Genomic DNA, 22,538 nt, shown 5'->3' with positions numbered 1-22,538 from the left:
ACTTAAGGAGGTCGATTGAGGCTCATGCCCTTACTAACCTCCCTTGACGATCGTTATTCTCATTCTGCCCAAGGCTGTTTTTTCTTTAAATCTTGTTGCTCGCCGCTTTTAAATGTAATTTTTCTGGCATTCCATAGCTGATGGTATTTGCTGTCGAATCGTCAGGCGACGCCTCTGACCTTGACCGCATATAGACCCATGGCGGCCAAACATGAGTCAACCTCATGCTCCGACAGGGTTGGACTCCTTCTCTGTTGGGCAGCACAGCCCAGTATATTAATTCATTTTTATGGATTTTAATTCAAGCAAGAATACAAAAAAAGAGTATACCCTTAACTACTACTTCATGGAAAATAGGTCGAAGTTGCAGATATTTAGCCTCGCCACATAAGACAAGGGGCTGACCATTTTACACGGCCAGCCCCTTGATCACAAATGCATAAAAAGAACAATAGGTAATAGACTCTATACCCTGCACATTTCCTTCAGCATTCCATCCAGTACACTTCGGTCAAACTCATCTGTGACAAAGGCTTTGCCTACTTGCTCCAGAAGCACCAACCTCAGTCTTCCATCCAGAACCTTCTTATCCACTGACATCAGCTCTATAAACCGGTCAGGCGACATACCCTCAGGAGGCTCTACCGGCAAACATGCCGTTTTGAGCATATCCACAACCCCTTGCACCTCTTCCCGGGTAATTTGCCCCAGCCGGCAGGACAGTTCTGCTGCCATCACCATTCCAGTAGCAACCGCCTCACCATGTAGCCATTTACCATAGCCAGCATGTGTTTCAATAGCATGACCAAAGGTATGACCCAGATTCAAAATAGCCCGGAGTCCCGACTCTTTTTCATCTTCTGCAACCACCCAGGCTTTATCTGAACAGGAACGATGAATAGCATAGGTCAAAGCCTCTTGATCCCGAGCCATCAGCCGTTCAATATTTTCCTGCAACCACTGATAGAAAGAGTGATCACAAATCAGCCCGTATTTAATAACTTCTGCCACTCCAGCTGAATACTCCCTGTCTGGCAAGGTACTCAGAGAGTTCGTATCAATAAGAACAACATTGGGCTGATGGAAAGCACCGATCATATTCTTACCTAGCGGGTGATTGACGCCTGTCTTCCCACCTACAGAAGAATCGACCTGAGACAAAAGCGTGGTTGGAATCTGAATAAAATCGACTCCCCGCTGATAAGCCGCAGCAGCAAAACCTGTCATATCCCCTACCACACCACCACCCAGAGCAATCAAAGTGGTTTTCCGGGTATGTCGACCTTCAAGCAATTCATCAAACACCTGCTCAAGTGTGGCCAGATTTTTGTACTCTTCACCATCCGGAAGAACCACCTCTAGCAGTTCAACTCCCTCAAGCAGTGCCCTCACCCGATCCAGATAGAGTGGCGCTATGGTTTCGTTCGTCACAACGGCCACCTGCCGCCCCTTGATATAGGGCTGCAGCAACTCGGGTCGGGAAGCGCCCACATAAAGACCCGAGCCAATAAATATGGGGTAACTTCTATCCCCCAGATCTACATTCAGCTCAAGTATGTTTGGTTCCTGCATCAAACACCTCTGTTTTTCTCAACGGCTCGGATGATTTCATTAATCAAGGCTTTAGGTGAGAGCTGTTCCGTATCCAGTTCAATATCTGCAATACTGGTGTAGAGAGGAGCCCTATCACTCAGTAACCGAGTCAGCACCTCTTCTCTGTCAGGCCTTTGCAGCAACGGTCTTTTTTTGTCCTTCTCTGTTCTGGCCAGCTGCGCAGCCACTGATGCCTTGAGAAAAACCACAAAACCATTGGTGCCAAGTTGCTGGCGATTTTCAAGCCTCATTACGGCTCCACCACCCGTTGCGAGAATGATACCCCGCTCGGTGCACAGGTCATGAATTACCTGTATTTCACGTTGTCGAAAGCCCTCTTCGCCCTCAACATCGAAAATCCAGGGAATATCAGCACCAGTGCGTATCTCGACCTCATGATCTGAATCATAAAATGGCAGCCCCAGTTCTTTGGCCAACATCCGCCCGATCGTACTTTTACCGGCCCCCATAGGGCCTACCAAAAATATATTTGTTAATGGCATTGTCTTTGTTAGCCCGACTTCCTGCCTGCGTGAGGCCGAGCGTAGCGCATCCTAAGTCATGCTGACAATAAGATAAGGCATAAAAAAACGGGAGCTTAAGCTCCCGTTCTTATTTTTTCCCGGATTTCACCCTTACAGGCGAGAATTAGCGGAGGGTTACATTATCGTTAATTACTCGAGGGGTGATAAAAATCATCAGCTCGGTCTTCGTATCAGTATTCGTATCCTTTCTGAACAGTCGACCAACATAAGGGATATCACCCAAAACAGGCACTTTCACTATCCCCTTCTTCTTCTCCTGGGTAAAGACACCACCCAGAACAATAGTCTCACCATCCTTGACCAGAACCTGCGTATTCACTTCATTCTTGTTGATGGTTGGCACACCATTTGGCGCATCAGTTCCCTGTGAGTCATTCGTCACAGTCACTTCCATGATAATACTGCCTTCCGGAGTGATCTGCGGCGTGACTTCAAGAGATAACACGGCATCCTTAAAGGCTACGGAAGTCGCACCACTGGATGTTTTTTCTTCGTAAGGAATCTCTTTACCTGACTTGATCACCGCTTTGGTTTTGTCTGCAGTAATCACTTTTGGCTGGGAAACAGTTTCACCACCACCATCTGAAAGAATGGCTGAAAGCTCAAGATTCAGCAGGGTACTATTGGTAGCAAAACCAATAGCCAGCGTCGCAGCATTAGCTCCAGTGACTCCGAAGTCTACAAATGGAGCATTTTCTGGCAGCTGAACGGTTGGTATACCATCAACGATTCCGGCCTGAGTCCCTCTACCACCAATAGCTACGTCTCGATTAGGTGAGCGATCAAAGTCTGTTGCCCCTCCCCACTTAACACCCAGGTCGCGGGTAAAGTCAGAATTCATATTGACGATTCGAGCTTCAATCATCACCTGCCTGACAGGGATATCAAGACGCTGAATCAGAGCACGCAGCTCATCCAGTTTCTCCTGGGTATCTTTAACCAGAAGAGTATTGGTACGAGCGACTACCTGAACTGAGCCACGCTCAGTCAGAAGACTGGTTTCTTCACCTTCGCCGGCAAGAACAGTCGCAATTTCTGATGCATCCGCATAATTAATCTGAATCAGATCAGTGTAAACAGGAGCCAGCTCACGAATCTGCTTATCATTCTCCAGCTGCTGACGTTCTCTTGCAGCAATTTCTTCAGCTGGCGCAACAGTCAAAACATTACCTTCAAGACGCTTATCCAGACCTTTTGACTTAAGAACGATATCCAGAGCCTGATCCCAGGGCACATTCTGCAGACGCAATGTTACGTTGCCACTTACAGTATCAGAAGCTACAAGGTTCAAATCGGTAAAGTCAGCAATCAGCTGGAGGACTGCACGAACTTCAATATCCTGGAAGTTCAGTGACAACTTGTCACCTTTATAGGTCAAGCCTTTACGATCACGACCATAATCTTTATCCGAGACGGGTTTCACACTGACGGTCAGAGTGTTATCTGTCTGATAGGCGAGATAGTTGTATTCACCCTTAGGCTCAATGACAACAACCGCGTTACCATCTTCTACCTTGGCATCAATAAATTTTACTGGTGTAGCAAAGTCGATTACGTCAAGGCGGTTACGCAGTCGACCTGGTAACACATTGCCCTGAAACTCCAAACGAATACGGCCACCCAGTTCATTCATGTCCATGGGAATATTGGGGTTTGCAAGCGTAATAACAATATTACCTTCACCCTCTTCACCCCTTTGGAAATCAATATGGGTAATCCCATTACTGGCCGGATCTGCCAGAGGCGCTCCGGAATTGGCTACTGATGGGAGTGGAGAACTGGTATTCGAACCTTCAGCACCCACATATACATAGAGCACATTACCATCAGCTTTGGTGGTAAAACCGGAAGCTGATTTCAGATTAACGACGAGTCGGGTTCTATCCCCGGCTTCAAGTACCGTTACGCTCTCAGTATTCTGAAACCCAACTTCGTTGTACTTAGGCAGATCACTGCGAGTGTAGGGCAAATCCAGAGAAATTCTTGGCGGTTGTTCTATCGTATAACCCTTGGCCTCAGGTGCTGGGCCATCAAACATCAGACGCAGCTCTACGATGTCACCCGGCAGGGTGCCAGCATCCATTTTCTTGAGTGTTACACCCCAGACAGAAAGCGGCAACCACGCCAACACCGTATACAGCAACATTCGTACTGCGCTGGCTTTCAACACGGGCTTATTATTCATCTACTTAACCCACTTAGCATTTTAGAATTGTTGTTCTAATCGGCATAACATCAGAAAAATCCAGTTTTCTACAGTGATGCAGCCTACCTTGTCATATTAACCATGAGCACTCTCAATGAAACAAGAGCCATACCTTTATCACCTCCTCATATCAAAAAGACATGTAATGTAAAGGCATGCATGGCAAAGCGGGAAATCCATCTCGAAACTGATCGGGCTATCCTTACAAACAACACTTACTGTGAAAAATTATTTCATACCCCGAGCAACTGAAGATTGTTTTTGTTACTCAGGGATTTTCAGCAATTGCTTACCGATCAGGGCTGACCAAGATCCAACCTCAAGCTTCTGGGTCTTTCAATCCAGACCTCAGAACCTGCTGACACAATCTCGATAATTCTCAATTCACCGTCGTCGATATAAGTAATTCGACCATGGTTTTTACCCAGGAAATCACCCACTCTTACACGATGAATACCATCATCACCACGAATCAAGCCCCAGAGGCCGTCGTCGTTACTGATGGAACCCACCAAAGCAAAAGTTTCGATATCAAACTGTTCCAGGTATTGCTTGATCCGACTGTTGTCCGGTTTGACATTGCTATTGAACTCACGATCAGTGGCTTTCACTTTGATCGGTGGCTCAAACGGGCTTCTCAAGCCAGAAGCCCTATAAGTAAATGCCTCATAGGGTGTAAACGTCGGCAAAGGTTCAATTCTTCCGGATGGTTTAGCCTTCATTTCTGCCATGTACTGGTCCAGATCACTGAAACCACTGTTTCCGGAGCATCCTGCCAGAACAGCTCCTACACAGACAACCAGAAGTCTTTGTAAATACTTCATTACTGAGACTCCTTGTCGTTGTAGCGATAGGTTCTGGCCAGAATTTCCATTTTCAGAATCTGTCCATTTCTTTCCGGAGTAATGGAAAAGTCATGAAGCGTCACAATTCGTGGCAGACTGGCCACGCCACTGACGAAGCTGCCAATATCGTGATAGTTACCACTCACTGAAATACTGATAGGCAGTTCAATATAAAACTCTGTCGCTTTTTCAGGTTGCAGTTTGATGGTCTCGAACGTTAAACCTGCACCACGACCGGTAAAGGTAATATCTTCAAGCAATCCAGGCACTTCTGTATCACTGGGCAGCTGCTTTACCAGAGCACCAAACGAAGCTTCCATCTCTTCCATCTGGACACGGTATGAATCGAGGTTGGCGGCCTGGAAAGCTTTAACGCGGAACTGATCTTTTAGTTCTTTTTCCTTGGAGATAACGCTCTCATAACTTTTCTGAAGATTACTCAAGTGCAGTTGATAGCCCAGAAAAAGCACTACTCCCAAAGTCAGAACACAGGCAATAATCCTGACCGGCAACGGCCATCCGCCGACATTTTCCAGATCCAGTTCACCCAGATCCAATTCATTCAGTTTTTTCAGAGAATCTGCAAAGCTCATGATTCGTCCTCTCCCTCTTTCTCAGGTGATGTACGAATCACAGTCAGATCAAACTCATTCATCCGCTCACCACCCAGCGTCACTTTACGCACAGCGGTCAGATTGGGATTAGCAAACCATTCAGAAGAATCGAAATTACGCATCAGACTGGAAATGCGATTATTGGACTCAGCCACTCCGACCAGCTTCAGAGTATCTCCCTGAAACTGAAGACTTTTGAAATACACGCCATCAGGAATCAAACGAGCGAGTTGATCAAACACCCTGACGATGATAGGGCGGTTACCCTGCAGATTCTGTATGACCTCCATACGCTCCAGCAACTGAGCCCGCTTATCCTTGAGATCCTTGATTTCAGCAATACTCTTGTCGAGCTCAATAATTTTATTCTGAAGGTACTGATTCCGGCTCTGTTGCTGACTGATAGCATTAGCGGTGTAGAGATCTGCCAGAAAAATCATGGCACCTCCCATCAGAATGGTCATCACCCAGGCTGCAACAAAGCGCTTCTTACGCTCTTCACGCAGCTGTTCACGCCAAGGGAGAAGGTTAATTCTTGCCATCAGTCAAAACTCCTCATGGCTAATCCACAGGCGATCATCAAGGCCGGAGCACTACCGGTTAATTGACTGGCCTCCACTTTTCCGGATAGCGCCATTTTGGCAAACGGATTGGCCAATAAAGCCTGAGTACCGAGCTTGTCCTGAATCAGAGCCGCAAGACCTGAAATAGAAGATGTGCCCCCTGCCATCAGAATGGCATCGACATCATTGTACTGACTTGAGGAATAGAAAAACTGCAAGGATCGGGAAACCTGTTGAACAACGGCTTCTTTGAAGGGCTCCAGCACTTCTGGCTCAAAATCATCTGGAAGGCCACCTTCACGCTTGGACTTTTCAGCTTCTTCGGGACTCAGGCCATAGCGACGCTGGATCTCATCAGTCAGCTGTCGACCACCAAACAGTTGCTCCCGGGTATAAATGGTTTGCCCATTACTGAGCACACTGATGGAAGTACTGCTGGCACCAATGTCGACAATCGCCACTACCGGATCTTCTTCTGGCAGCTCCAGCATATCACTGACCAGCTCGTAAACCCTTTCCATGGCAAAAGCTTCAACATCCACCACTTTGGCTTTCAGCCCACCCAGACCAAGAGCCTCTTCACGCATCTCAACATTGTCTCGGCGGCAGGCGGCCAAAAGCACTTCTGCCCGTTCAGGATTATTTTCCTTTAAGCCAAGCACTTCAAAATCGATTGCCACCTCATCGAGGGCATACGGAATATACTGATCGGCTTCTACAGCAATTTGTGTTTCCATCTCATCATCACTGAGAGAAGAGTCCATCTCAATGGTCTTAGTGATGACAGCCGAACCGGAAACAGCCACTGCAGCATTTTTTACATTGCTGCGGCTACGGGACACTGCTCGCTTGATAGCCTCGCCAACGGCTTCAGGCTCCTGAATATTATTTTCTACCACAGCCCCGGGTGGCAAAGGTTCTTCGCCATAGGCTTCGATTCGGTAGCCCCCACTGCCACGACCCAGTTCGAGAACCTTCACTGAGGTCGAACTGATGTCCACTCCAAGGACAGCGCTTGTTTTATTTTTGAACAGCCCAAACACAGACGCGATTCCTGCTTTTTTCACCATGAAACACCGACCTGATCAAAATCCACAGCATGGGTGTTTGTCGCTCACGGCGGCTTTGTTATAAAAATTCCCTATTTTTCATTTAATAACAGTCCGTTCAATTGCGCAACGAAAGGAACCTTCCGGATTAACTTTATCTTGAACAGATCACGCTAAGCGCCTTCCCATGGCTACTTTTTATTCGATATGTCAAAAACAGAACATATCGACTTACTCACTTTGCTCATGACAGTTTCGACAACTATCTGTCACTTTTGACAAAAAAACATCGTCTATTCGGAACAACCATGGGTAAAAAATGCATTCCTGCCCGGTTGGGAGAAGGAACGCCCTTCACGATATAGCAACGTAAAGCCGAACATTACATTAACTAGCGATCCGGATTCTAGGGAAATTGAACATTTCCCTTTATAATGAGACTCCTGTAACTGCAGAGTGCCAGAACTGGACATCAGCCAAGAATGAATCGATCGGTAAAAATTTTAAAATTTCTGCTCTGGAGCTGCCTGGCAGCCGTCAGCGGCATCACCCTGATAGCAGCCAGTGCGTATCTCTATCTGAGCCCCTCGCTGCCTTCAGTCGACACTCTGCGTGACACTCACTTGCAGACCCCATTGCGTGTCTTCTCAAAAGACGAAAAACTGATCGCAGAGTTCGGAGAAAAACGCCGAACCCCGATCCACTTCTCAGACGCCCCTGATCCTCTGGTTAAAGCTTTTATGGCTGCCGAGGATGACCGTTTCTATCACCATCCGGGTGTCGACATAATGGGTCTGATGCGAGCTGCAGTGCAGCTGGTTTCAACCGGCCGAATTCAGTCAGGCGGTAGCACCATCACCATGCAGGTGGCTAAAAACTTCTTTCTTAGCCATGAAAGAGTCTTTTCCAGAAAGTTCAATGAGATTCTACTGGCTTTACAGATTGAACAGGAACTGACCAAAGACGAAATCTTTGAACTCTATCTCAATAAAATTTATCTGGGTAACCGGGCTTACGGTGTAGAAGCTGCTGCACAGGTTTATTACGGCAAATCCATTGATGAGCTCACCCTGGCTCAATGGGCCATGATTGCTGGCTTACCCAAGGCTCCTTCCCGCTACAATCCGATCAATGGACCTGAGCGAGCTCTGGTTCGCCGTAACTGGATCCTCGGCAGAATGCTTGATCTGGGCTACACCACCCAGGTCGATTATGAAAATGCCATCGAAGCCCCCATCACCGCCAGCTATCACGGCCCAAGAATCGAAATGCAGGCACCCTACATTGCTGAAATGGTTCGTCAGGAAATGGTAGAAAGGTTTGGGCCGGAAACTTATACCGAAGGCTTCAAGGTCTACACCACTGTTGACAGTGTTCTGCAAACATCAGCGAATGAAGCCGTAGCGAACGGCTTGTTTGCTTACACAGAAAGACATGGCTACCGGGGCCCTATAAGCAATCTGAATGTAGATGAAGCAGGCAACCCTGTTGTTCAGCAGGAAGAAGATACAACAGCTTTCTGGAAAAAGACTCTGAAAGAAACCCGCTCTGCCAGCGTTCTGAAACCAGCAGTGGTTACCGCTGTCGAGGATCAGTCTGTGATGATCCTGATGAAAGCAGACAAGGTCGACCGTATAGACTGGGATAACCTCAAATGGGCAAAACCTTTTATCAATGTTAATGCCTTTGGCTACAACCCTAAACAAGCTTCTGACGTTCTGAAACCCGGTGACCTGATCTGGGTGAGAGAAATGCCTGATGGCCGTTTCCGTCTAAGCCAGGAACCTGAAGCCCAATCCTCTCTGATTTCAATGGACCCTGAAAATGGCGCCATTCTCGCTCTGGTAGGTGGCTTCAATTTCTACGACAGCATGTATAACCGCTCTACTCAGGCGATTCGCCAGGCTGGCTCTGCCTTTAAACCTTTTGTTTATCTGGCCGCCCTGAATGAGGGATTGACGGCATCAACCATCATCAATGACGCTCCGGTTGTTTTCGCGGATGAAGGACTTGAGGGCACCTGGCGCCCAAACAATGACAACATGAAGTTCAATGGCCCAATGCGACTCAGAGAAGGTCTCTATCGATCAAGAAACCTGATCTCGATTCGCATCCTCAGAGAAATTGGTGTGAACCGGACCGTGAACTTCCTGACCGAACTGGGTCTCCCCAGGGACGCTCTGACCCGAAACCTCTCACTGGCACTGGGCAACGTATCCATGACGCCTCTGGAGCTGACTACAGGCTACGCCACGATCGCCAACGGTGGCTATAAAGTCATGCCATTCTTGATTCAAAGAGTCGACGTACTGGATGACACCGTGTTTCAAGCCAACCCTGTCACTGTCTGCCGGGATTGCAATAGAGAGCCAGCACCCGCCGAGGAAGTTTTATCTGAACTGACCGAAACCTCACCAGCACCACTGACAGACGATGAACCATTGATTCCTGCCGACCCCGTCAACGAAGCAGAAACGGTTATGGATAGCAGAACCAATTACATTATCAATGACATCATGCGCGACGTTATCTGGAAAGGTACTGGCAAGCGAGCAAGAGCCCTTGAGCGGCATGACATTGGCGGAAAAACCGGAACCACCAATGACAGTAAGGATGCCTGGTTTGTTGGCTTCAACCCTGATGTCCTGACCAGCGTCTGGGTGGGTATGGACAACTACTCCACTCTGGGCCGCTGGGAGTATGGAGCGAACGCTGCTCTGCCTATCTGGCTCAGCTACATGAAAACCGCCCTGGCCGACCAGTCTGAAAAGCGCCTGCCTCAGCCCGCAGGTATTGAAACCGTTCGAATTGATCCAAAAACAGGTCAGCTGGCCAAACAGGGTGATCCTGAAGCCATTTTCGAATTATTCAGAAAAGAGAACACGCCTAAAAGTGTCAGCGAGGGCAGCATCCCTTCTCTGGAAGACAGCGGATCATTCAAACCAGAAGATTTGTTCTAAGCCTTTAAGCCACACTTCTCATTCAGGAAATGAAAAACCTCTATTGCATACTGCAGTAGAGGTTTTTTTATCACAGAAGCCTATCAACCTATTAGAACCTGCTAACTTGAAGTAGACCAAAAACAACAATAGGAATATGGCACCTGTGACTTCTGTTCGTTCACAGTTTCTTTTACTTCTGATTCTGGTTTGTCAGAAAGCATTGCCTACCGTCTGGGAAATCAAGACCCTTTCAAGAGTCAGCAGCCAGTCTCTGGAAGCCAGAATGCTGGTCTCATCAGACAGTTCCTTTCTGTACGTTCATCAAAATCACTCCCAGACAACCAATATCAATACATCTTCCAGCTACTTGGAAATATTAATTCAGATACACATGCTAACCCTTGAGTACACCCCCTTCGGGAATGCACATTTGGGCGTTATCAGCCAGCAAGCCCCTCCTTCCTCGCTGTCAGGCAGCATTGTATTGATTGAATTCCTCCATCTTCACGACGTCTGTCAACTCAGCAGCTACCCGGGCATCAATCTTCTTCTGCCTGAACTCCTCCCCCTTCCAGCTCAGTTTAATCACCAGATCAGCGAATCTGGCATGAACCTGATTCACGCGACGCTAACACCTGTGACAGGCTTTTTGATTCCAATCACCATACAACATCAAGCCATTTCCAATGGCTTTACACTCAGCTTGTTTGAGGGACACCTACAGTCTGTCGTCAATCAACAACCTGTAGCCGTGACAATCAACCAGTTGCACGAAACCAAGAAAAATAAGACGAAACAACTCAGTTCTTTGGAATATGACCCGCCTCCACCATCAGCACAGCCACTGGAAATCGCATTAAAAGAACCGCAAGACATGAGAACGATAATGACTTACTTCTCATGGCAGCACCCATTATTGCGAACTCATTCACTCTCTCCTGTCTTTGCCAGGTAAGACAGAGTGCACAGGAAAGTTCTTATGATTTATTTCGTGAAATGAAACAGTATGAAGAGAAAGTTCAGAAGAGAATATCAGGCGTTATCAGGGTCTGATAATAACCAGACCCTGACTCTCTGAAAAGACGTTAGATATCGCCCAGGGACTTCAGAGGATAATGTGCAGGATAAGGTAAACGAGCCACACCGGAGTCCACAGCAGCTTTAGCAACCGCAGCAGAAACAATCCCCAGCAAACGAGGATCTGTCGGCTTAGGAATAATGTATTCAGGGCCAAAACTCAGCTGAGCACCGTCATAGGCATCCACCACTTCCTGAACCACTTCTTCCCTGGCCAGTTCACGGATCGCGTGAACCGCCGCCACTTTCATTTCCTCATTGATACGGCTGGCACGTACATCCAGAGCACCACGAAAAATGAACGGGAACCCCAGTACATTATTCACCTGGTTCGGATAGTCAGATCGACCTGTTGCCATAATGACATCTGAACGCGCTTCTTTAGCCAGCTCTGGACGAATCTCAGGATCAGGGTTAGCGCAGGCAAATACAATGGGGCTGTCAGCCATTTGTTCCAACTGCTCCGGAGACAGCAGGTTTGGACCCGACAAGCCCAGGAAAGCATCAGCGCCTTTGATAGCGTCGTCCAGAGTACGGCTATCGGTTTCAACCGCGAACAATGCCTTGTACTGATTGAGATCGTCACGACCGGTATGAATCACCCCTTTGCTATCCAGCATAAAGATGTTGGCCGGATTCATACCACAGCTGACCAGCAATTTGACGCAGGAAATGGCTGCAGAACCCGCTCCCAGACAAACCAGACGGGCTTCTTCTATTTTCTTACCTGCAATCTCAAGAGCATTCAGCATACCTGCGGCAGTAACTATGGCAGTACCATGCTGGTCATCATGAAAGACAGGAATATCACATTCTTCGATCAGGCGACGCTCAATTTCAAAGCATTCTGGCGCCTTGATATCTTCCAGGTTGATACCACCAAAACTGCAGGCAACACGCTTAACTGTGTCGATAAAATCCTGGGGACTTTCGCAATCTACTTCCAGATCAATGGAATCAACGCCGGCAAAACGCTTGAACAGCAGCGCCTTACCTTCCATAACAGGTTTACTGGCAAGCGCACCAAGGTTACCCAGACCAAGAATCGCAGTACCGTTACTGATGACTGCGACCAGATTTCCCTTCATGGTGTACTTGTAGGCATTTTCAGGGTCAGCAGCGATTTCACGCACTGGCTCCGCGACACCCGGGCTATAAGCCAGAGACAGATCTTTTGCAGTTTCAGCCGGCTTGGTCAGTTCAATCGAGATCTTTCCGGGTTTAGGCTTGGCATGGTAATCCAGAGCGGCTTGCTTCATATCCTTGTACTTTCACCCTAATGAAAATATGAGATGGGAAAGGGGGGAGAATATAGGATCAATGTTTATCGAACAAGGATTCAGAAGGCCAGAAAAGTATATCTACAGACCAGACACCTGATTTCATGATCGGTAACGAACAATACAGATCACCAACCGAACCCGTTTTATCAGTATCAGAGCCTTTGAATACCATCCCGGCTGTAAATACCTATCATCCAGCGCTTATACTGCCTGCTTCCCTTATTTTTATTCTTGCGATCCACTAGCCAGCCTCTGAACTCAATACGTTTTCCCACCAGAGTTTTAAGCCATTTCGTTTCAACAGACGACTTGGGTACACGAATCACTACCGGCCCTTCCATTTCCACCCATAGAAAGTCGCTCTTCCTGGGGCTGACCACCTTTACCACTTCCCCCCTGAGCATCCGAAAGCCCGGCTTCAGTCTGTCTGCCCGGATATCCAGAACAGTTTTTTTTGACCACACTCCCCTTTTCGCCTTTCTGGCCTCAACTTCCTGTTGCTTCAGACAACTCCTGTAAGGATCAGACTGTTCGGAAAAAAGCTGATAACCCAAACCTTTCTCAATCAACAACGACTCAATAGATCCACCTCCCATTAAAAATGGATGAGCTAACACCCGACCATGGCGATCTTTACCCACTACTTGAATCCTGATTTTCTTCGAACCAGACAGTAACTGCTTGAGGACCAGAGAGGCTTCATCTCCAAAAGGCTCTGCAGGCTTTTTTTCGTGAGCTACTTCGGGAGTGTTGATAGAAGGGAAACGAATTTTACGGCCATCCTTAAGCCACAGAGTGTCGCCATCAGCGATGTAATCCCACATTACGGTTTCTGAAGAACCTTTTAGCGTACAAGGCTCAACCGCTGAAGCAGGAAGAATAAAAGAAAATGCCCAAGCATAAAAAAAGGCGCTCACGACAACGTGAAACGCCTTTTTAGCACAGCCAGTAAAGTTATAAGAAACCATTCTGCTACCTTTCGAATCACTCTTCGAACAAGCATAGCGACATTTTTAACTCATGTTACTTCTGGTTCATGACTGTCCAGCCAGCGGTTTGCAGGGCAAGCATGGAAATGCTTACTTGCGAGTACCAACCTTGCCGAAACGCTTGGTGAAGCGCTCGATACGACCGCCTGTGTCCATCACTTTCTGAGTGCCGGTGTAGAATGGGTGGCACTTGGAGCAAACTTCAATGTGCAGGTCCTTGCACAGAGTAGAGCGAGTCTCAATCTTGTTACCGCAGGAGCAGGTAACTTCGATAGCTTCGTAGTTCGGATGGATTTCCGGCTTCATGGGATCTACCTCAAAACAATGCATGCCGCCACCCGGTCTCTGGCTAATAGCAACTCGGCCAAGGCACCGCACGCGAAATGATCACCAGCAGGCATTTTCAAAGCAATATTTCAAAAAATACTGCCCAGAGGCTGCCATTCAGTGACCCTAGAAAATTGAGGCGGAATCATACCAGAGTATACCCGTCAAGCAAATACCAGTATTTCACGAGCCACTCATTTCAACCCGACCGCAACTCAGGTTAAACTGGTCAGGACTTCTGCCGGAAGGCCCGCCATGCCATTAGCGAACGAAAAGCAGCCTCATGACCTCATGTGACGATCATTATCTCAGCATCGCCATACCTACTCCTCTGAGGCAGATGTTCGACTACCTTCCCCCGGATAATGAAGCAAACCTTCAACCGGGTATGAGGGTACAAGTGCCTTTTGGCCCCAGAAAGCTGATTGGCATTGTCGAAGCTATCAAGTCAGAATCAGACTACCCCAAAGAAAAGCTCAGGCAAGTCACTGCCGTTCCAGATCGAGTCGCTTTGATTCCTGAAGATATCATGCAGCTTTGCCGCTGGGCCTCCAGCTACTACCATTACAGCCTCGGCGAAACCCTGCTTCAGGCCCTGCCCAAGGTTCTTCGTCAGGGAAAACCTGCGACCAGAGAGAAAATAGCTCTCTGGAGCCTTATTTCTCCACTGGATGAATCCATCGCAGTATCTCTGAAAAGAGCGCCCAAGCAACTCAAAGCCCTGCAATGGCTTAGCGAATACCCTGAAGGGTTGTCAGAGCCCGAACTCCGAGAAGTCGGTTTTAGCAAAGCCATTCTTTCCCAACTACAAAAGAAACAGCGGGTATTGGTTCGTGAAATTGAGTTGGTTGATCGACTGTTTACCGAGTATGCCAACCCAGTCAGACAAACACCCCTGACACTCAACTCTGAGCAGGCATTTGCCCTGGACGGCATTCTGGAATCTCCATCCTTTCACCCCATTTTGCTTGATGGCGTGACCGGCAGTGGTAAAACAGAAGTCTATCTTCAGGCTATAGAAGCGACACTGAAAGCCGGTAAACAAGCTCTGGTTCTGGTCCCTGAGATTGGCCTTACCCCGCAAACCGTCAAGCGTTTTCGCAGCCGCTTTTCTGTTCCCGTAGCTTGTCTTCACTCCGGACTGAGTGATGGTGAACGCCTGCAGGGCTGGCTCGCAGCCAGTCGAGCCACTGCCGGAGTGCTCATTGCTACCCGCTCAGGAATTTTCACTCCCTTACCCAAGCTGGGATTGATCATTGTCGATGAAGAACACGACAACTCTTACAAACAGCAGGACACACTCAGATATAACGCCCGGGATCTGGCCATATACCGGGCCAAAATAGCTGATTGCCCAGTCGTTCTGGGGTCAGCCACCCCTTCTCTGGAAACCCTCGTCAATGCCCGTAAAGGCCGTTACAGCCACTTGGAAATCAAGAGCCGGGCAGGACACGCCCGTCCACCCACACTCGAACTACTGGATATTCGTCAACAGACACTCCATGAAGGCTTTGCCCAGAGCCTGATAACGAAAATGAAATCTACCCTGGATAAGGGTGAGCAGGTCATGGTCTTTTTGAACCGCAGGGGCTATGCGCCTTCACTGATCTGCCATGATTGTGGAGAAGTGATTGACTGTCCGCACTGCGATGTCCACCTGACATTGCATCGCATGCCGCCCCATATGCACTGCCATCACTGCGATTTTCAAACGCCGATCCCCTGGTCCTGCCCCAAGTGCCAGAGTAAACGCCTTCAACCAGTGGGCCAGGGTACCGAACGCTGCGAGCTAGTACTGGAACAAATGTTCCCGAATACCCCCCTAATGAGGGTGGATCGAGATTCAACCCGACGAAAAAATGCGCTTTCAGAAATCCTGAATACTGTTCACTCCGGAGAGCCCTGTATTCTTCTGGGCACACAAATGCTGGCCAAAGGTCATCACTTTCCAGACGTAACACTGGTGGCTATCGTCAACGCAGATTCAGGGCTCTTCAGCTCTGATTTCAGAGGGTTGGAAAAAACGGGGCAACTCATTCTTCAAGTCGCCGGACGAGCAGGAAGGGAGAAAAAACCGGGTCATGTCATCATTCAAACTCATAACCCCCAGCATCCAGCCTTGCAAATGCTGGCCAGCCAACAATACAGCCGCTTTGCAGACAGCTTGTTAAGTGAACGGAAGCAACTCCAACTGCCGCCAGAAGGTTATCTGGCACTTTTCAGAACAGAGTCCTCCATTGCAGCAACCGGTGAGAACCTTTTAAAAAACCTCAGAAATCTATTACTGAGCCATCAACAGGACCATTCTGTCAGGGTATTGGGACCCATCCCGGCTCCCATGGAAAAAAGGCAGGGCCGCTATCGTTACCAGCTATTTTTGCAAAGCCACCAGAGAGTTTCTCTGCATCGCATGCTGGACCTTGCTGTCAAACAGCTGGACTCACTGAAATTACCGAAAGGCCTGCGTTGGACACTGGACGTAGATCCGCAAGAAATGACCTAGTAGCCTGGCCCGAATCAGAGAATTCGGGCTATGGCCTGAATCTGACCTCGTTGAAAGTTTTGCATCGCTGTACTTCTGGCAAAATCCAGGTAAGCACGAATCTCATTATCAGGAAGGCTTCGGTAGGTATAGAGGTAAACATACCTCATATGGTCATTCATTCCTTTGCGAATCACCGGCTTCTCTCTGGCCTTGAGAATCTCGGGCGGCCTTAAAGGACGACCGTCTTTTATTGGCATAACCTCATGAAGAATTCGTTTGGCACCCACCGAGGCACTGGCCGCCAGCTCAGTGCCCAGCTCAACAGCATCCAGTGTCTCCATCAATTCTTCAATCAGACGTATGCGACTGGTTCTGGGTAATTCTCTGGATAACTTATCTTCAATGTAAGCCTGCATATACAGTGTATTACGAGGGTCATTGGCTTCCATTTCCAGACGCAGAATTTTCTGGCCCAACGCTGAGTTATACCAGTCCAGCAACTTTAATAATTCACCAACACTTAAAGCTTCATCCAATGTAGCTTCCATTGACGACTTAAAAAGATCTGCGCTGTAGCGCACTTTGACAACCTGATTGACCGTATTGATGACTTCAGGAGGAAGCGTGTACTTCTTTTGATCAATAGTCATACTGGAAAGCACCCAGCCAAGCTGCTGCTCCAACTGGGCATTATCATAGAGCTCGCCCAGAAGAATCCCTTTATCAGCTGCTGAGAGCATACTGCTCGAAAACAACGACAAAACGAATGCCAATGTCTTTGTAAAACGGCCAAGACCCGAGCATGAAAAGTTGATTTGTGTGTCCATACACTTACCCTGCGAGCAGGAAGGCTCTGTTTACAACATACCTAAACTGTATGACAGTGTAAAATGAGTAGCCTATTCAGTCGTACAATTTGCTGATAATAGCGGTTACTGCTGTTTCAACCCGAAGAATCCTCGAACCCAGATGAATTCGTTCCAATCCAGCTTCTTCGAGCTTTTCTACCTCATAAGGAATGAACCCACCTTCAGGTCCAATCGCCAGAACCACCTCGTCATTCACCTGATGAGGGCATGAAACACCTCCGACAGGATGAGCAACAAGACCACGTTTGCCTTCCATGATGGCTGGCAAACGATCCTCAACAAAGGGCTTAAAACGTTTCTCAAGAATCACTTCAGGCAACAGAGTATCTCTTGCCTGCTCAAGCCCAGGAACCAACTGCTCATGGATTTTTTCTTTTGAAAGCCAGGGTGACTGCCAGAAGCTTTTCTCCACCCGGTAACTGTTCATCAGGATTATTTTCTTTACACCAAGAGACGACAAGTGTTGCAAACTTCTTTTCAACATCTTCGGCCGGGGAAGTGCCAGTAAAACAGTCAGAGGCAAAGGTCTGGGAGGCTCTTGATCCAGACACACATCCAGCTCCATGGCCTGATCCGACAGAGAAACAATGACACCCTCTCCCATCTCTCCATTTAACATCCCCACTCTGATGCTATCACCCTGTTGAGAGCGATGAACTTCAAGGACATGTTGAAGCGGTCTCCCCGTCAACATGACGCGGCTTTCAGAAATAAAGTCGGAAGGAGTTAGTAATAGCAAGTTCATATCAGGACGCGTCAACCGTCAGAAAAGAAAACACGGCATTCTCCAGATAAAGCCTCTGCAGTGAAAGCCTAATTTTATCGGATATCGGGTATAGGAATACCATCGGACTCCCAAAAAGGATGCCCCTGAGCATCGACTGAAGAGAACCTTTTCTCAGGATCAATTTCCAGCAAGCTGGCCAACAGATTCTTTAGCTTTGGTGATCTCATCAGAGCTGGATGCGCCATGGCTGACTCCAACTCAGCCTTTATATAACCTACAGGGTCATCCGGCTGTATCAGAGTAGGAGCATTTTTAATCAATGCCTCACCCGTCGACATTTCATAAAGAACACAGCCAAACGCCCACATATCCGCCTTGGTTGTTCGGCCAGAGGATTGATCAAAAAACTCGGGTGGAGCGGTTCCATGATTCCCTGAAAAATCATCCCAGCCAATCTCAGCCTCATCCTGAAGTGCTGACGAACCGAAATCAGATAATTTAGCCTCACCATCGGCTGTCACAAGTACATTGTCCGGCTTCAGGTCACCATGTATAACAGGCGGATACTGGGCATGCATATATGCCAGTGCATCCAACAGTCCTTCCGCTATTTTCATACTCAATGAAGTAGGTAGAGGACCACTGGGAGTCATTACCCCATTCACGTCTTTACCCCTGACCAGCTCATGCAAATTCTGCCCGACAAACTCCCTTTGAATGCCTTCTCTGAAACCAATATCTCCAGAGGAAGTCTGTTCAGCTAACACACTCCGGTAATAATCCTCTACAGACACAATATGAGGATGCGTAAGAAGAGATAGAATTTCGAGCTCTCTACTTCTGTCCGCATTCAAAGTGGTTTTTAGGGCTTTAACAGGTCTCGCTAACCCTGAACGAGACGTAACCGGAACAACCTCACCATAGCTGCCCTGCCCAACCACAGGCCCCGAGGGGCTTACTTGCATGTGATCAAAGACATTCTGCCTGCTTTTCTCCTCTGTTCGCTCTCTCGGCAAATCATAAGGGACAAAGTCAGGGACATAGAAACCTTCTTCCTGACCTGAGCGCTCCTCAGTTGATTCTTTCAGGTTTTCATAGGTTTCACTCAATCCGCCCAACAAATGCCTCGCGTATTTCAAAGGGGCATGCTCGAGCAATTCTCTGACCATATCTTCATAAGAATCACAGGACCCAATACTTGTTTTCAGAGCTTCCAGTTTCTTAATATCCGGCAGCTCCTCGGGATTGATCTCGGAATGGGGAACAACAATGTAATCTTCCAAATCGTCACTGAGTTGAGAAGCGGTATCGTACCCGGAAGAAGAGACAGACGAAAAGGGTCGATTAAGTCGAGCCCCAGTCATTGCTGGGGGTTCAGTTTCTTCCCCGTCAACAGGTTCACCCCGTGTGGCTTCTGCATAGAATTCTTCCAGTATTCCCCTGATAACATTTTCAATATCGACCACCAACCCTTTTTTAAGGTCAATGACCTGTTCAGGATCCCGGGATACATGACTCCAGCTTAAATCCATCGATGAACTGTCTTCCCGTTTTTCACGATCCTGCAGATATTGCCCGATGGAGGGATCCAGCTGTAAACAATCTCCAGTCTCTTCGCAAATCTCACTGAAGGCTGTCAGCAAACCATGGGTATATTTTGATGGCGAATCCTGCTTGATCAGAGAAAAGGCTTCATTGATATCACTGGCATTCATTAAATTCAGGGCAAGCACACTGATTTGATACTGCACCAGACGAGATCGATCATCTCCTTCACCGTCTTCATTTTTGTGAAGAACCTCTATTAATCCGAAAAACTTTTCTTTGAACTCACTCAGCTTATTCGCAGAAGCAAGCAATGATACCTTCATATCTGGGGCATCCTGCGTATACCCTGACTGTTCCATCATGCTTCTGAGTTTCAGGATATAGCAATACTGTTCGCAACCATGAAAATGGCTATCGAGAAATGAAACCAAAGTGGGGATATCCGTTGCCAGTTGAACCGCTCCCAATAAACTGCGTTCATCAGGCTCATATTGACGAAACCCTTTAGCCAGGCCTTCAATAGGCTGGCCCAGTTCGGTTTTCAATAATAGGAATAGACTCTCCTTAATGGCTTCCATAGCTTCGTTTGGAACCATGGACTTCAACCAACGCCTACTCTTTTCTGATAACCCTAACTCAGCACCACAAGTCCGGCCTATCTGTATCATGCTGACGTACAACCTTTGTCGATAAGGCGTTGGAACTTCTGCTGTCACCCGCTCTAAAATTTCATCCAGAGAACCGCAATCATCAATCCTATGTAAAAGGTAGCTCTTGATAGTGCTGTAGAGCCCTGCTGCCTCTTCACCTTCAACAGCAGCAATATCATCCATGATATCCTTAATCCTGAGTTTGAAAGCCTGCTTAAACGCCTCCATTTCAGGAAATGAATATTCTTTTAATATGGCTGATAGTTTGAACTGTCCCATAGGCACTATAGAGCGTTGATCCAGTGGTGGTGCAGAAGGCTTGAAGAGGTTGAGTCTTTTTTTCAAACGGGTAGGAATCAGGACAACAGCGACACTCCTACAAAAAGCCTTAGCCTTACCAAGAGCCAGAGTAGTAGCCTTACCAAGACTGGAGACAGCCAGTCTGAGATGGTACAGGATACTGTCGTCCTGTGGTGGTTTCTGAACATTAGCCATGCGTGTCCTTAAATTATGACATTCCTCTATTCAACTTAGACAAAACAGAGGGATGCCTTTTCAGTGACAGGCTCTATCCAAAACCTGGCCATCAAAGAGATCGCGACTTTAATCTGGCGTCGAAGGCTTAATAAGCCTGGAGAAGAAAATACCGGCTTCAAACAGCAGCCACATGGGAATAGCCAGTAAAGACTGGGAAACCACATCCGGTGGTGTCAGCAGCATACCTATAACGAAACAGCCAACGACAATATAGGGCCGCTTTTTGGAAAGACTGCCTACTGTTGAAATACCGCTCCAAACCAGCAAGACAGTGGCTACTGGAATTTCAAAGGCCATGCCGAAAGCAAAGAACAACTTCAGTATAAATTCGAGATATCGATTGATATCGGTCATTACGGTAACCGATTCTGGTCCGACAGTAGTGAAGAAAGAGAAGATAATCGGGAAGACCACATAGTAGGCAAAGGCCATGCCCAGATAAAAGAGCACAACACTGACCACCAGCATGGGGATCGCGACCCGTTTCTCTTTCTTATACAAACCTGGAGCAATAAACCCCCAGACCTGATGCAAAACATAGGGAATCGACAGAAAAAAAGCGACGAACAGAGTCAGTTTGAACGGAGCAAGAAAAGGTGACGCCACTTCAGTGGCAATCATGGTGCTCCCTTCAGGCAAGTGAGCCCTCAGTGGCTCAGAAACAAACAGATAGATATCGTTGGAAAAATAGAAGAGCCCCAGAAACACAGCTAATACAGCAATGAAACTTCGAAGCAAACGACTCCTGAGTTCAATCAGATGTTGAACCAGAGGCTGTTCCTTGTCGGCTCCACCTTCATTCATGCGCTCTTATCTTTTTTTTCTTCAGTTTCGTTTTGCTCTTTGTTTTCACTGTTACCGAGACTGTTTTCACCAAGATCAAGGGGCTTGTTTAATGCCTCCAGAGGATCCTTGATCGACTCGGTCACCTGAGAGCGCGTCTTTTCCAGCTCTTTCATAACCTGCTCGTTATGAATCTGCCTTTTGATACCATCAACATCCAGCTCTTTCTCAAGCTCTTCCTTGGCAGACTGAAAACTGCGTTTTATCTTGCTGATCCAGTAGGCCGTGGTTCGAATAGCACCAGGCAGCCTCTCAGGCCCCAGTACGACCAGAGCAATAACAGCAATAAGAAGCAGCTCTGTGAAACCAATATCGAACACTTTATCTCCAGAGATATCTCAAAAACATTTTGATCGTGAAATGCAGTTTACTCTGTGACCTGCAATACAGGAGAAGGAAACCATTTCATTCCACTTCAGGTTACCAGCAGACCACCTGCCTCAGGACTTTCGCTGAGTATCTTCAGGCTCTTTTTCCTGCTTGCTGCTATCAGACTGCAGTGGCTTCTGTTCTTCTTCAGAAGAGATAGCCTTCTTGAATCCCTTAACGGCACTACCCAGGTCGCCACCCAGACCTTTCAGTTTCTTGGTACCAAACAACATCACCACAATCAGCAGGACGATGAGCAACTGCCAGATACTGATTCCACCAAATCCCATAATCCACCCTCCTTTAAGCTAGGAGCCTGACCGAGAATAGACAGGTCGGCCTAAAATCCAGAAAGAGCGGCCCATTTTTCCGATGAATTTGCTTAAATAGGTCAACTATTCGCACAAATCCATCGAAAAAATGGCCTCGTTCTACTGAATTTTAATCTCGACCGCTATTCTCGGTCAGGCTCCTAGG

At 47.6% G+C, this 22,538-nt stretch carries 19 protein-coding genes; 3 read left to right on the top strand and 16 right to left on the bottom strand.

The annotated features are described in order from the left end of the window. Nucleotides 1-465: 465 nt before the first annotated feature. The 7 genes from aroB to ACR2PX_RS16265 form a co-directional block, all read right to left on the bottom strand. Nucleotides 466-1,572, bottom strand: a complete 1,107-nt coding sequence (gene aroB, locus ACR2PX_RS16295) for a 3-dehydroquinate synthase (RefSeq protein WP_434000412.1) — start codon at nucleotides 1,570-1,572, stop codon at nucleotides 466-468. Next, complete coding sequence (gene aroK / locus ACR2PX_RS16290) at nucleotides 1,572-2,096, bottom strand: shikimate kinase AroK (protein ID WP_434000411.1); 525 nt, start codon at nucleotides 2,094-2,096, stop codon at nucleotides 1,572-1,574. The genes aroB and aroK overlap by 1 nt, the downstream gene beginning before the upstream one ends. Nucleotides 2,097-2,241: 145 nt before the next feature. After that, nucleotides 2,242-4,323, bottom strand: coding sequence for a type IV pilus secretin PilQ (locus tag ACR2PX_RS16285; protein ID WP_434000410.1), 2,082 nt, complete (start codon nucleotides 4,321-4,323; stop codon nucleotides 2,242-2,244). 317 nt (nucleotides 4,324-4,640) lie between these two features. Next, nucleotides 4,641-5,168: a pilus assembly protein PilP gene (locus ACR2PX_RS16280; RefSeq protein ID WP_434000409.1), complete on the bottom strand. Its 528-nt coding sequence runs from the start codon at nucleotides 5,166-5,168 to the stop codon at nucleotides 4,641-4,643. After that, the gene (locus ACR2PX_RS16275; protein WP_434000408.1) at nucleotides 5,168-5,782 is read right to left on the bottom strand and encodes a type 4a pilus biogenesis protein PilO; all 615 of its coding nucleotides are present in this window, start codon (nucleotides 5,780-5,782) and stop codon (nucleotides 5,168-5,170) included. The genes ACR2PX_RS16280 and ACR2PX_RS16275 overlap by 1 nt, the downstream gene beginning before the upstream one ends. Further along, complete coding sequence (locus ACR2PX_RS16270) at nucleotides 5,779-6,345, bottom strand: PilN domain-containing protein (RefSeq protein ID WP_434000407.1); 567 nt, start codon at nucleotides 6,343-6,345, stop codon at nucleotides 5,779-5,781. Before ACR2PX_RS16270 ends, ACR2PX_RS16275 begins: the two co-directional genes overlap by 4 nt. Next, entirely contained in the window at nucleotides 6,345-7,436 is a 1,092-nt protein-coding gene (locus ACR2PX_RS16265) for a pilus assembly protein PilM (protein WP_434000406.1), read from the bottom strand. The genes ACR2PX_RS16270 and ACR2PX_RS16265 overlap by 1 nt, the downstream gene beginning before the upstream one ends. A 461-nt stretch (nucleotides 7,437-7,897) precedes the next feature. On the opposite strand from ACR2PX_RS16265, the gene ACR2PX_RS16260 reads away from it, so the two are divergent. Together ACR2PX_RS16260 and ACR2PX_RS16255 are read left to right on the top strand one after the other, a co-directional pair. Continuing rightward, nucleotides 7,898-10,375 carry a penicillin-binding protein 1A gene (locus ACR2PX_RS16260; protein ID WP_434000405.1) on the top strand — a complete coding sequence of 826 codons (2,478 nt, stop codon included), beginning with the start codon at nucleotides 7,898-7,900 and terminating at the stop codon, nucleotides 10,373-10,375. A 136-nt stretch (nucleotides 10,376-10,511) separates the two neighbouring features. Further along, on the top strand, nucleotides 10,512-11,312 hold the full coding sequence (locus ACR2PX_RS16255) for a hypothetical protein (protein ID WP_434000404.1): 801 nt from the start codon (nucleotides 10,512-10,514) through the stop codon (nucleotides 11,310-11,312). Nucleotides 11,313-11,442: 130 nt separating this feature from the next. Here ACR2PX_RS16255 and ACR2PX_RS16250 read toward each other — a convergent pair whose 3' ends face one another. The 3 genes from ACR2PX_RS16250 to rpmE all read right to left on the bottom strand — a co-directional run bounded on the left by ACR2PX_RS16250 (nucleotide 11,443) and on the right by rpmE (nucleotide 14,012). After that, on the bottom strand, nucleotides 11,443-12,693 hold the full coding sequence (locus tag ACR2PX_RS16250) for a malic enzyme-like NAD(P)-binding protein (protein ID WP_434000403.1): 1,251 nt from the start codon (nucleotides 12,691-12,693) through the stop codon (nucleotides 11,443-11,445). A 176-nt stretch (nucleotides 12,694-12,869) separates the two neighbouring features. After that, on the bottom strand, nucleotides 12,870-13,685 hold the full coding sequence (locus ACR2PX_RS16245; RefSeq protein ID WP_434000402.1) for a thermonuclease family protein: 816 nt from the start codon (nucleotides 13,683-13,685) through the stop codon (nucleotides 12,870-12,872). A 111-nt stretch (nucleotides 13,686-13,796) separates the two neighbouring features. Next, entirely contained in the window at nucleotides 13,797-14,012 is a 216-nt protein-coding gene (gene rpmE, locus ACR2PX_RS16240) for a 50S ribosomal protein L31 (protein ID WP_434000401.1), read from the bottom strand. Between the two features lie 304 nt (nucleotides 14,013-14,316). Between rpmE and ACR2PX_RS16235 the strand changes: the two genes are divergently transcribed. After that, entirely contained in the window at nucleotides 14,317-16,536 is a 2,220-nt protein-coding gene (locus ACR2PX_RS16235; protein ID WP_434000400.1) for a primosomal protein N', read from the top strand. 14 nt (nucleotides 16,537-16,550) lie between these two features. On the opposite strand, the gene ACR2PX_RS16230 is transcribed toward ACR2PX_RS16235, so the two are convergent. The 6 genes from ACR2PX_RS16230 to tatA all read right to left on the bottom strand — a co-directional run bounded on the left by ACR2PX_RS16230 (nucleotide 16,551) and on the right by tatA (nucleotide 22,351). Then, nucleotides 16,551-17,345: a DUF2059 domain-containing protein gene (locus ACR2PX_RS16230; RefSeq protein WP_434000399.1), complete on the bottom strand. Its 795-nt coding sequence runs from the start codon at nucleotides 17,343-17,345 to the stop codon at nucleotides 16,551-16,553. Nucleotides 17,346-17,421: 76 nt separating this feature from the next. Beyond that, nucleotides 17,422-18,132, bottom strand: coding sequence for a 16S rRNA (uracil(1498)-N(3))-methyltransferase (locus tag ACR2PX_RS16225; protein ID WP_434000398.1), 711 nt, complete (start codon nucleotides 18,130-18,132; stop codon nucleotides 17,422-17,424). A gap of 74 nt (nucleotides 18,133-18,206) precedes the next feature. After that, nucleotides 18,207-20,807, bottom strand: coding sequence for a serine/threonine protein kinase (locus ACR2PX_RS16220; RefSeq protein ID WP_434000397.1), 2,601 nt, complete (start codon nucleotides 20,805-20,807; stop codon nucleotides 18,207-18,209). Nucleotides 20,808-20,915: 108 nt separating this feature from the next. Next, nucleotides 20,916-21,653, bottom strand: coding sequence for a twin-arginine translocase subunit TatC (gene tatC / locus ACR2PX_RS16215; RefSeq protein WP_434000396.1), 738 nt, complete (start codon nucleotides 21,651-21,653; stop codon nucleotides 20,916-20,918). Next, nucleotides 21,650-22,012: a Sec-independent protein translocase protein TatB gene (gene tatB, locus ACR2PX_RS16210; RefSeq protein WP_434000395.1), complete on the bottom strand. Its 363-nt coding sequence runs from the start codon at nucleotides 22,010-22,012 to the stop codon at nucleotides 21,650-21,652. Before tatB ends, tatC begins: the two co-directional genes overlap by 4 nt. A 120-nt stretch (nucleotides 22,013-22,132) precedes the next feature. Continuing rightward, nucleotides 22,133-22,351 (bottom strand): twin-arginine translocase TatA/TatE family subunit, encoded by a 219-nt coding sequence (gene tatA / locus ACR2PX_RS16205; RefSeq protein ID WP_434000394.1) that lies wholly within the window; start codon nucleotides 22,349-22,351, stop codon nucleotides 22,133-22,135. Nucleotides 22,352-22,538 lie beyond the last annotated feature (187 nt).

This window comes from Endozoicomonas sp. (genome assembly GCF_051008435.1).
Lineage (GTDB): Bacteria > Pseudomonadota > Gammaproteobacteria > Pseudomonadales > Endozoicomonadaceae > Endozoicomonas_A.
This window is presented reverse-complemented; position numbering and strand designations above follow the sequence as displayed.

What these genes read in the sequence shown, in the direction of transcription:
- aroB (WP_434000412.1), bottom strand. Translation starts at nt 1,572, where the DNA reads ATGCAGGAACCAAACATACTTGAGCTGAATGTAGATCTGGGGGATAGA.
- aroK (WP_434000411.1), bottom strand. Translation starts at nt 2,096, where the DNA reads ATGCCATTAACAAATATATTTTTGGTAGGCCCTATGGGGGCCGGTAAA.
- ACR2PX_RS16285 (WP_434000410.1), bottom strand. Translation starts at nt 4,323, where the DNA reads ATGAATAATAAGCCCGTGTTGAAAGCCAGCGCAGTACGAATGTTGCTG.
- ACR2PX_RS16280 (WP_434000409.1), bottom strand. Translation starts at nt 5,168, where the DNA reads ATGAAGTATTTACAAAGACTTCTGGTTGTCTGTGTAGGAGCTGTTCTG.
- ACR2PX_RS16275 (WP_434000408.1), bottom strand. Translation starts at nt 5,782, where the DNA reads ATGAGCTTTGCAGATTCTCTGAAAAAACTGAATGAATTGGATCTGGGT.
- ACR2PX_RS16270 (WP_434000407.1), bottom strand. Translation starts at nt 6,345, where the DNA reads ATGGCAAGAATTAACCTTCTCCCTTGGCGTGAACAGCTGCGTGAAGAG.
- ACR2PX_RS16265 (WP_434000406.1), bottom strand. Translation starts at nt 7,436, where the DNA reads ATGGTGAAAAAAGCAGGAATCGCGTCTGTGTTTGGGCTGTTCAAAAAT.
- ACR2PX_RS16260 (WP_434000405.1), top strand. Translation starts at nt 7,898, where the DNA reads ATGAATCGATCGGTAAAAATTTTAAAATTTCTGCTCTGGAGCTGCCTG.
- ACR2PX_RS16255 (WP_434000404.1), top strand. Translation starts at nt 10,512, where the DNA reads ATGGCACCTGTGACTTCTGTTCGTTCACAGTTTCTTTTACTTCTGATT.
- ACR2PX_RS16250 (WP_434000403.1), bottom strand. Translation starts at nt 12,693, where the DNA reads ATGAAGCAAGCCGCTCTGGATTACCATGCCAAGCCTAAACCCGGAAAG.
- ACR2PX_RS16245 (WP_434000402.1), bottom strand. Translation starts at nt 13,685, where the DNA reads ATGGTTTCTTATAACTTTACTGGCTGTGCTAAAAAGGCGTTTCACGTT.
- rpmE (WP_434000401.1), bottom strand. Translation starts at nt 14,012, where the DNA reads ATGAAGCCGGAAATCCATCCGAACTACGAAGCTATCGAAGTTACCTGC.
- ACR2PX_RS16235 (WP_434000400.1), top strand. Translation starts at nt 14,317, where the DNA reads ATGACCTCATGTGACGATCATTATCTCAGCATCGCCATACCTACTCCT.
- ACR2PX_RS16230 (WP_434000399.1), bottom strand. Translation starts at nt 17,345, where the DNA reads ATGGACACACAAATCAACTTTTCATGCTCGGGTCTTGGCCGTTTTACA.
- ACR2PX_RS16225 (WP_434000398.1), bottom strand. Translation starts at nt 18,132, where the DNA reads ATGAACTTGCTATTACTAACTCCTTCCGACTTTATTTCTGAAAGCCGC.
- ACR2PX_RS16220 (WP_434000397.1), bottom strand. Translation starts at nt 20,807, where the DNA reads ATGGCTAATGTTCAGAAACCACCACAGGACGACAGTATCCTGTACCAT.
- tatC (WP_434000396.1), bottom strand. Translation starts at nt 21,653, where the DNA reads ATGAATGAAGGTGGAGCCGACAAGGAACAGCCTCTGGTTCAACATCTG.
- tatA (WP_434000394.1), bottom strand. Translation starts at nt 22,351, where the DNA reads ATGGGATTTGGTGGAATCAGTATCTGGCAGTTGCTCATCGTCCTGCTG.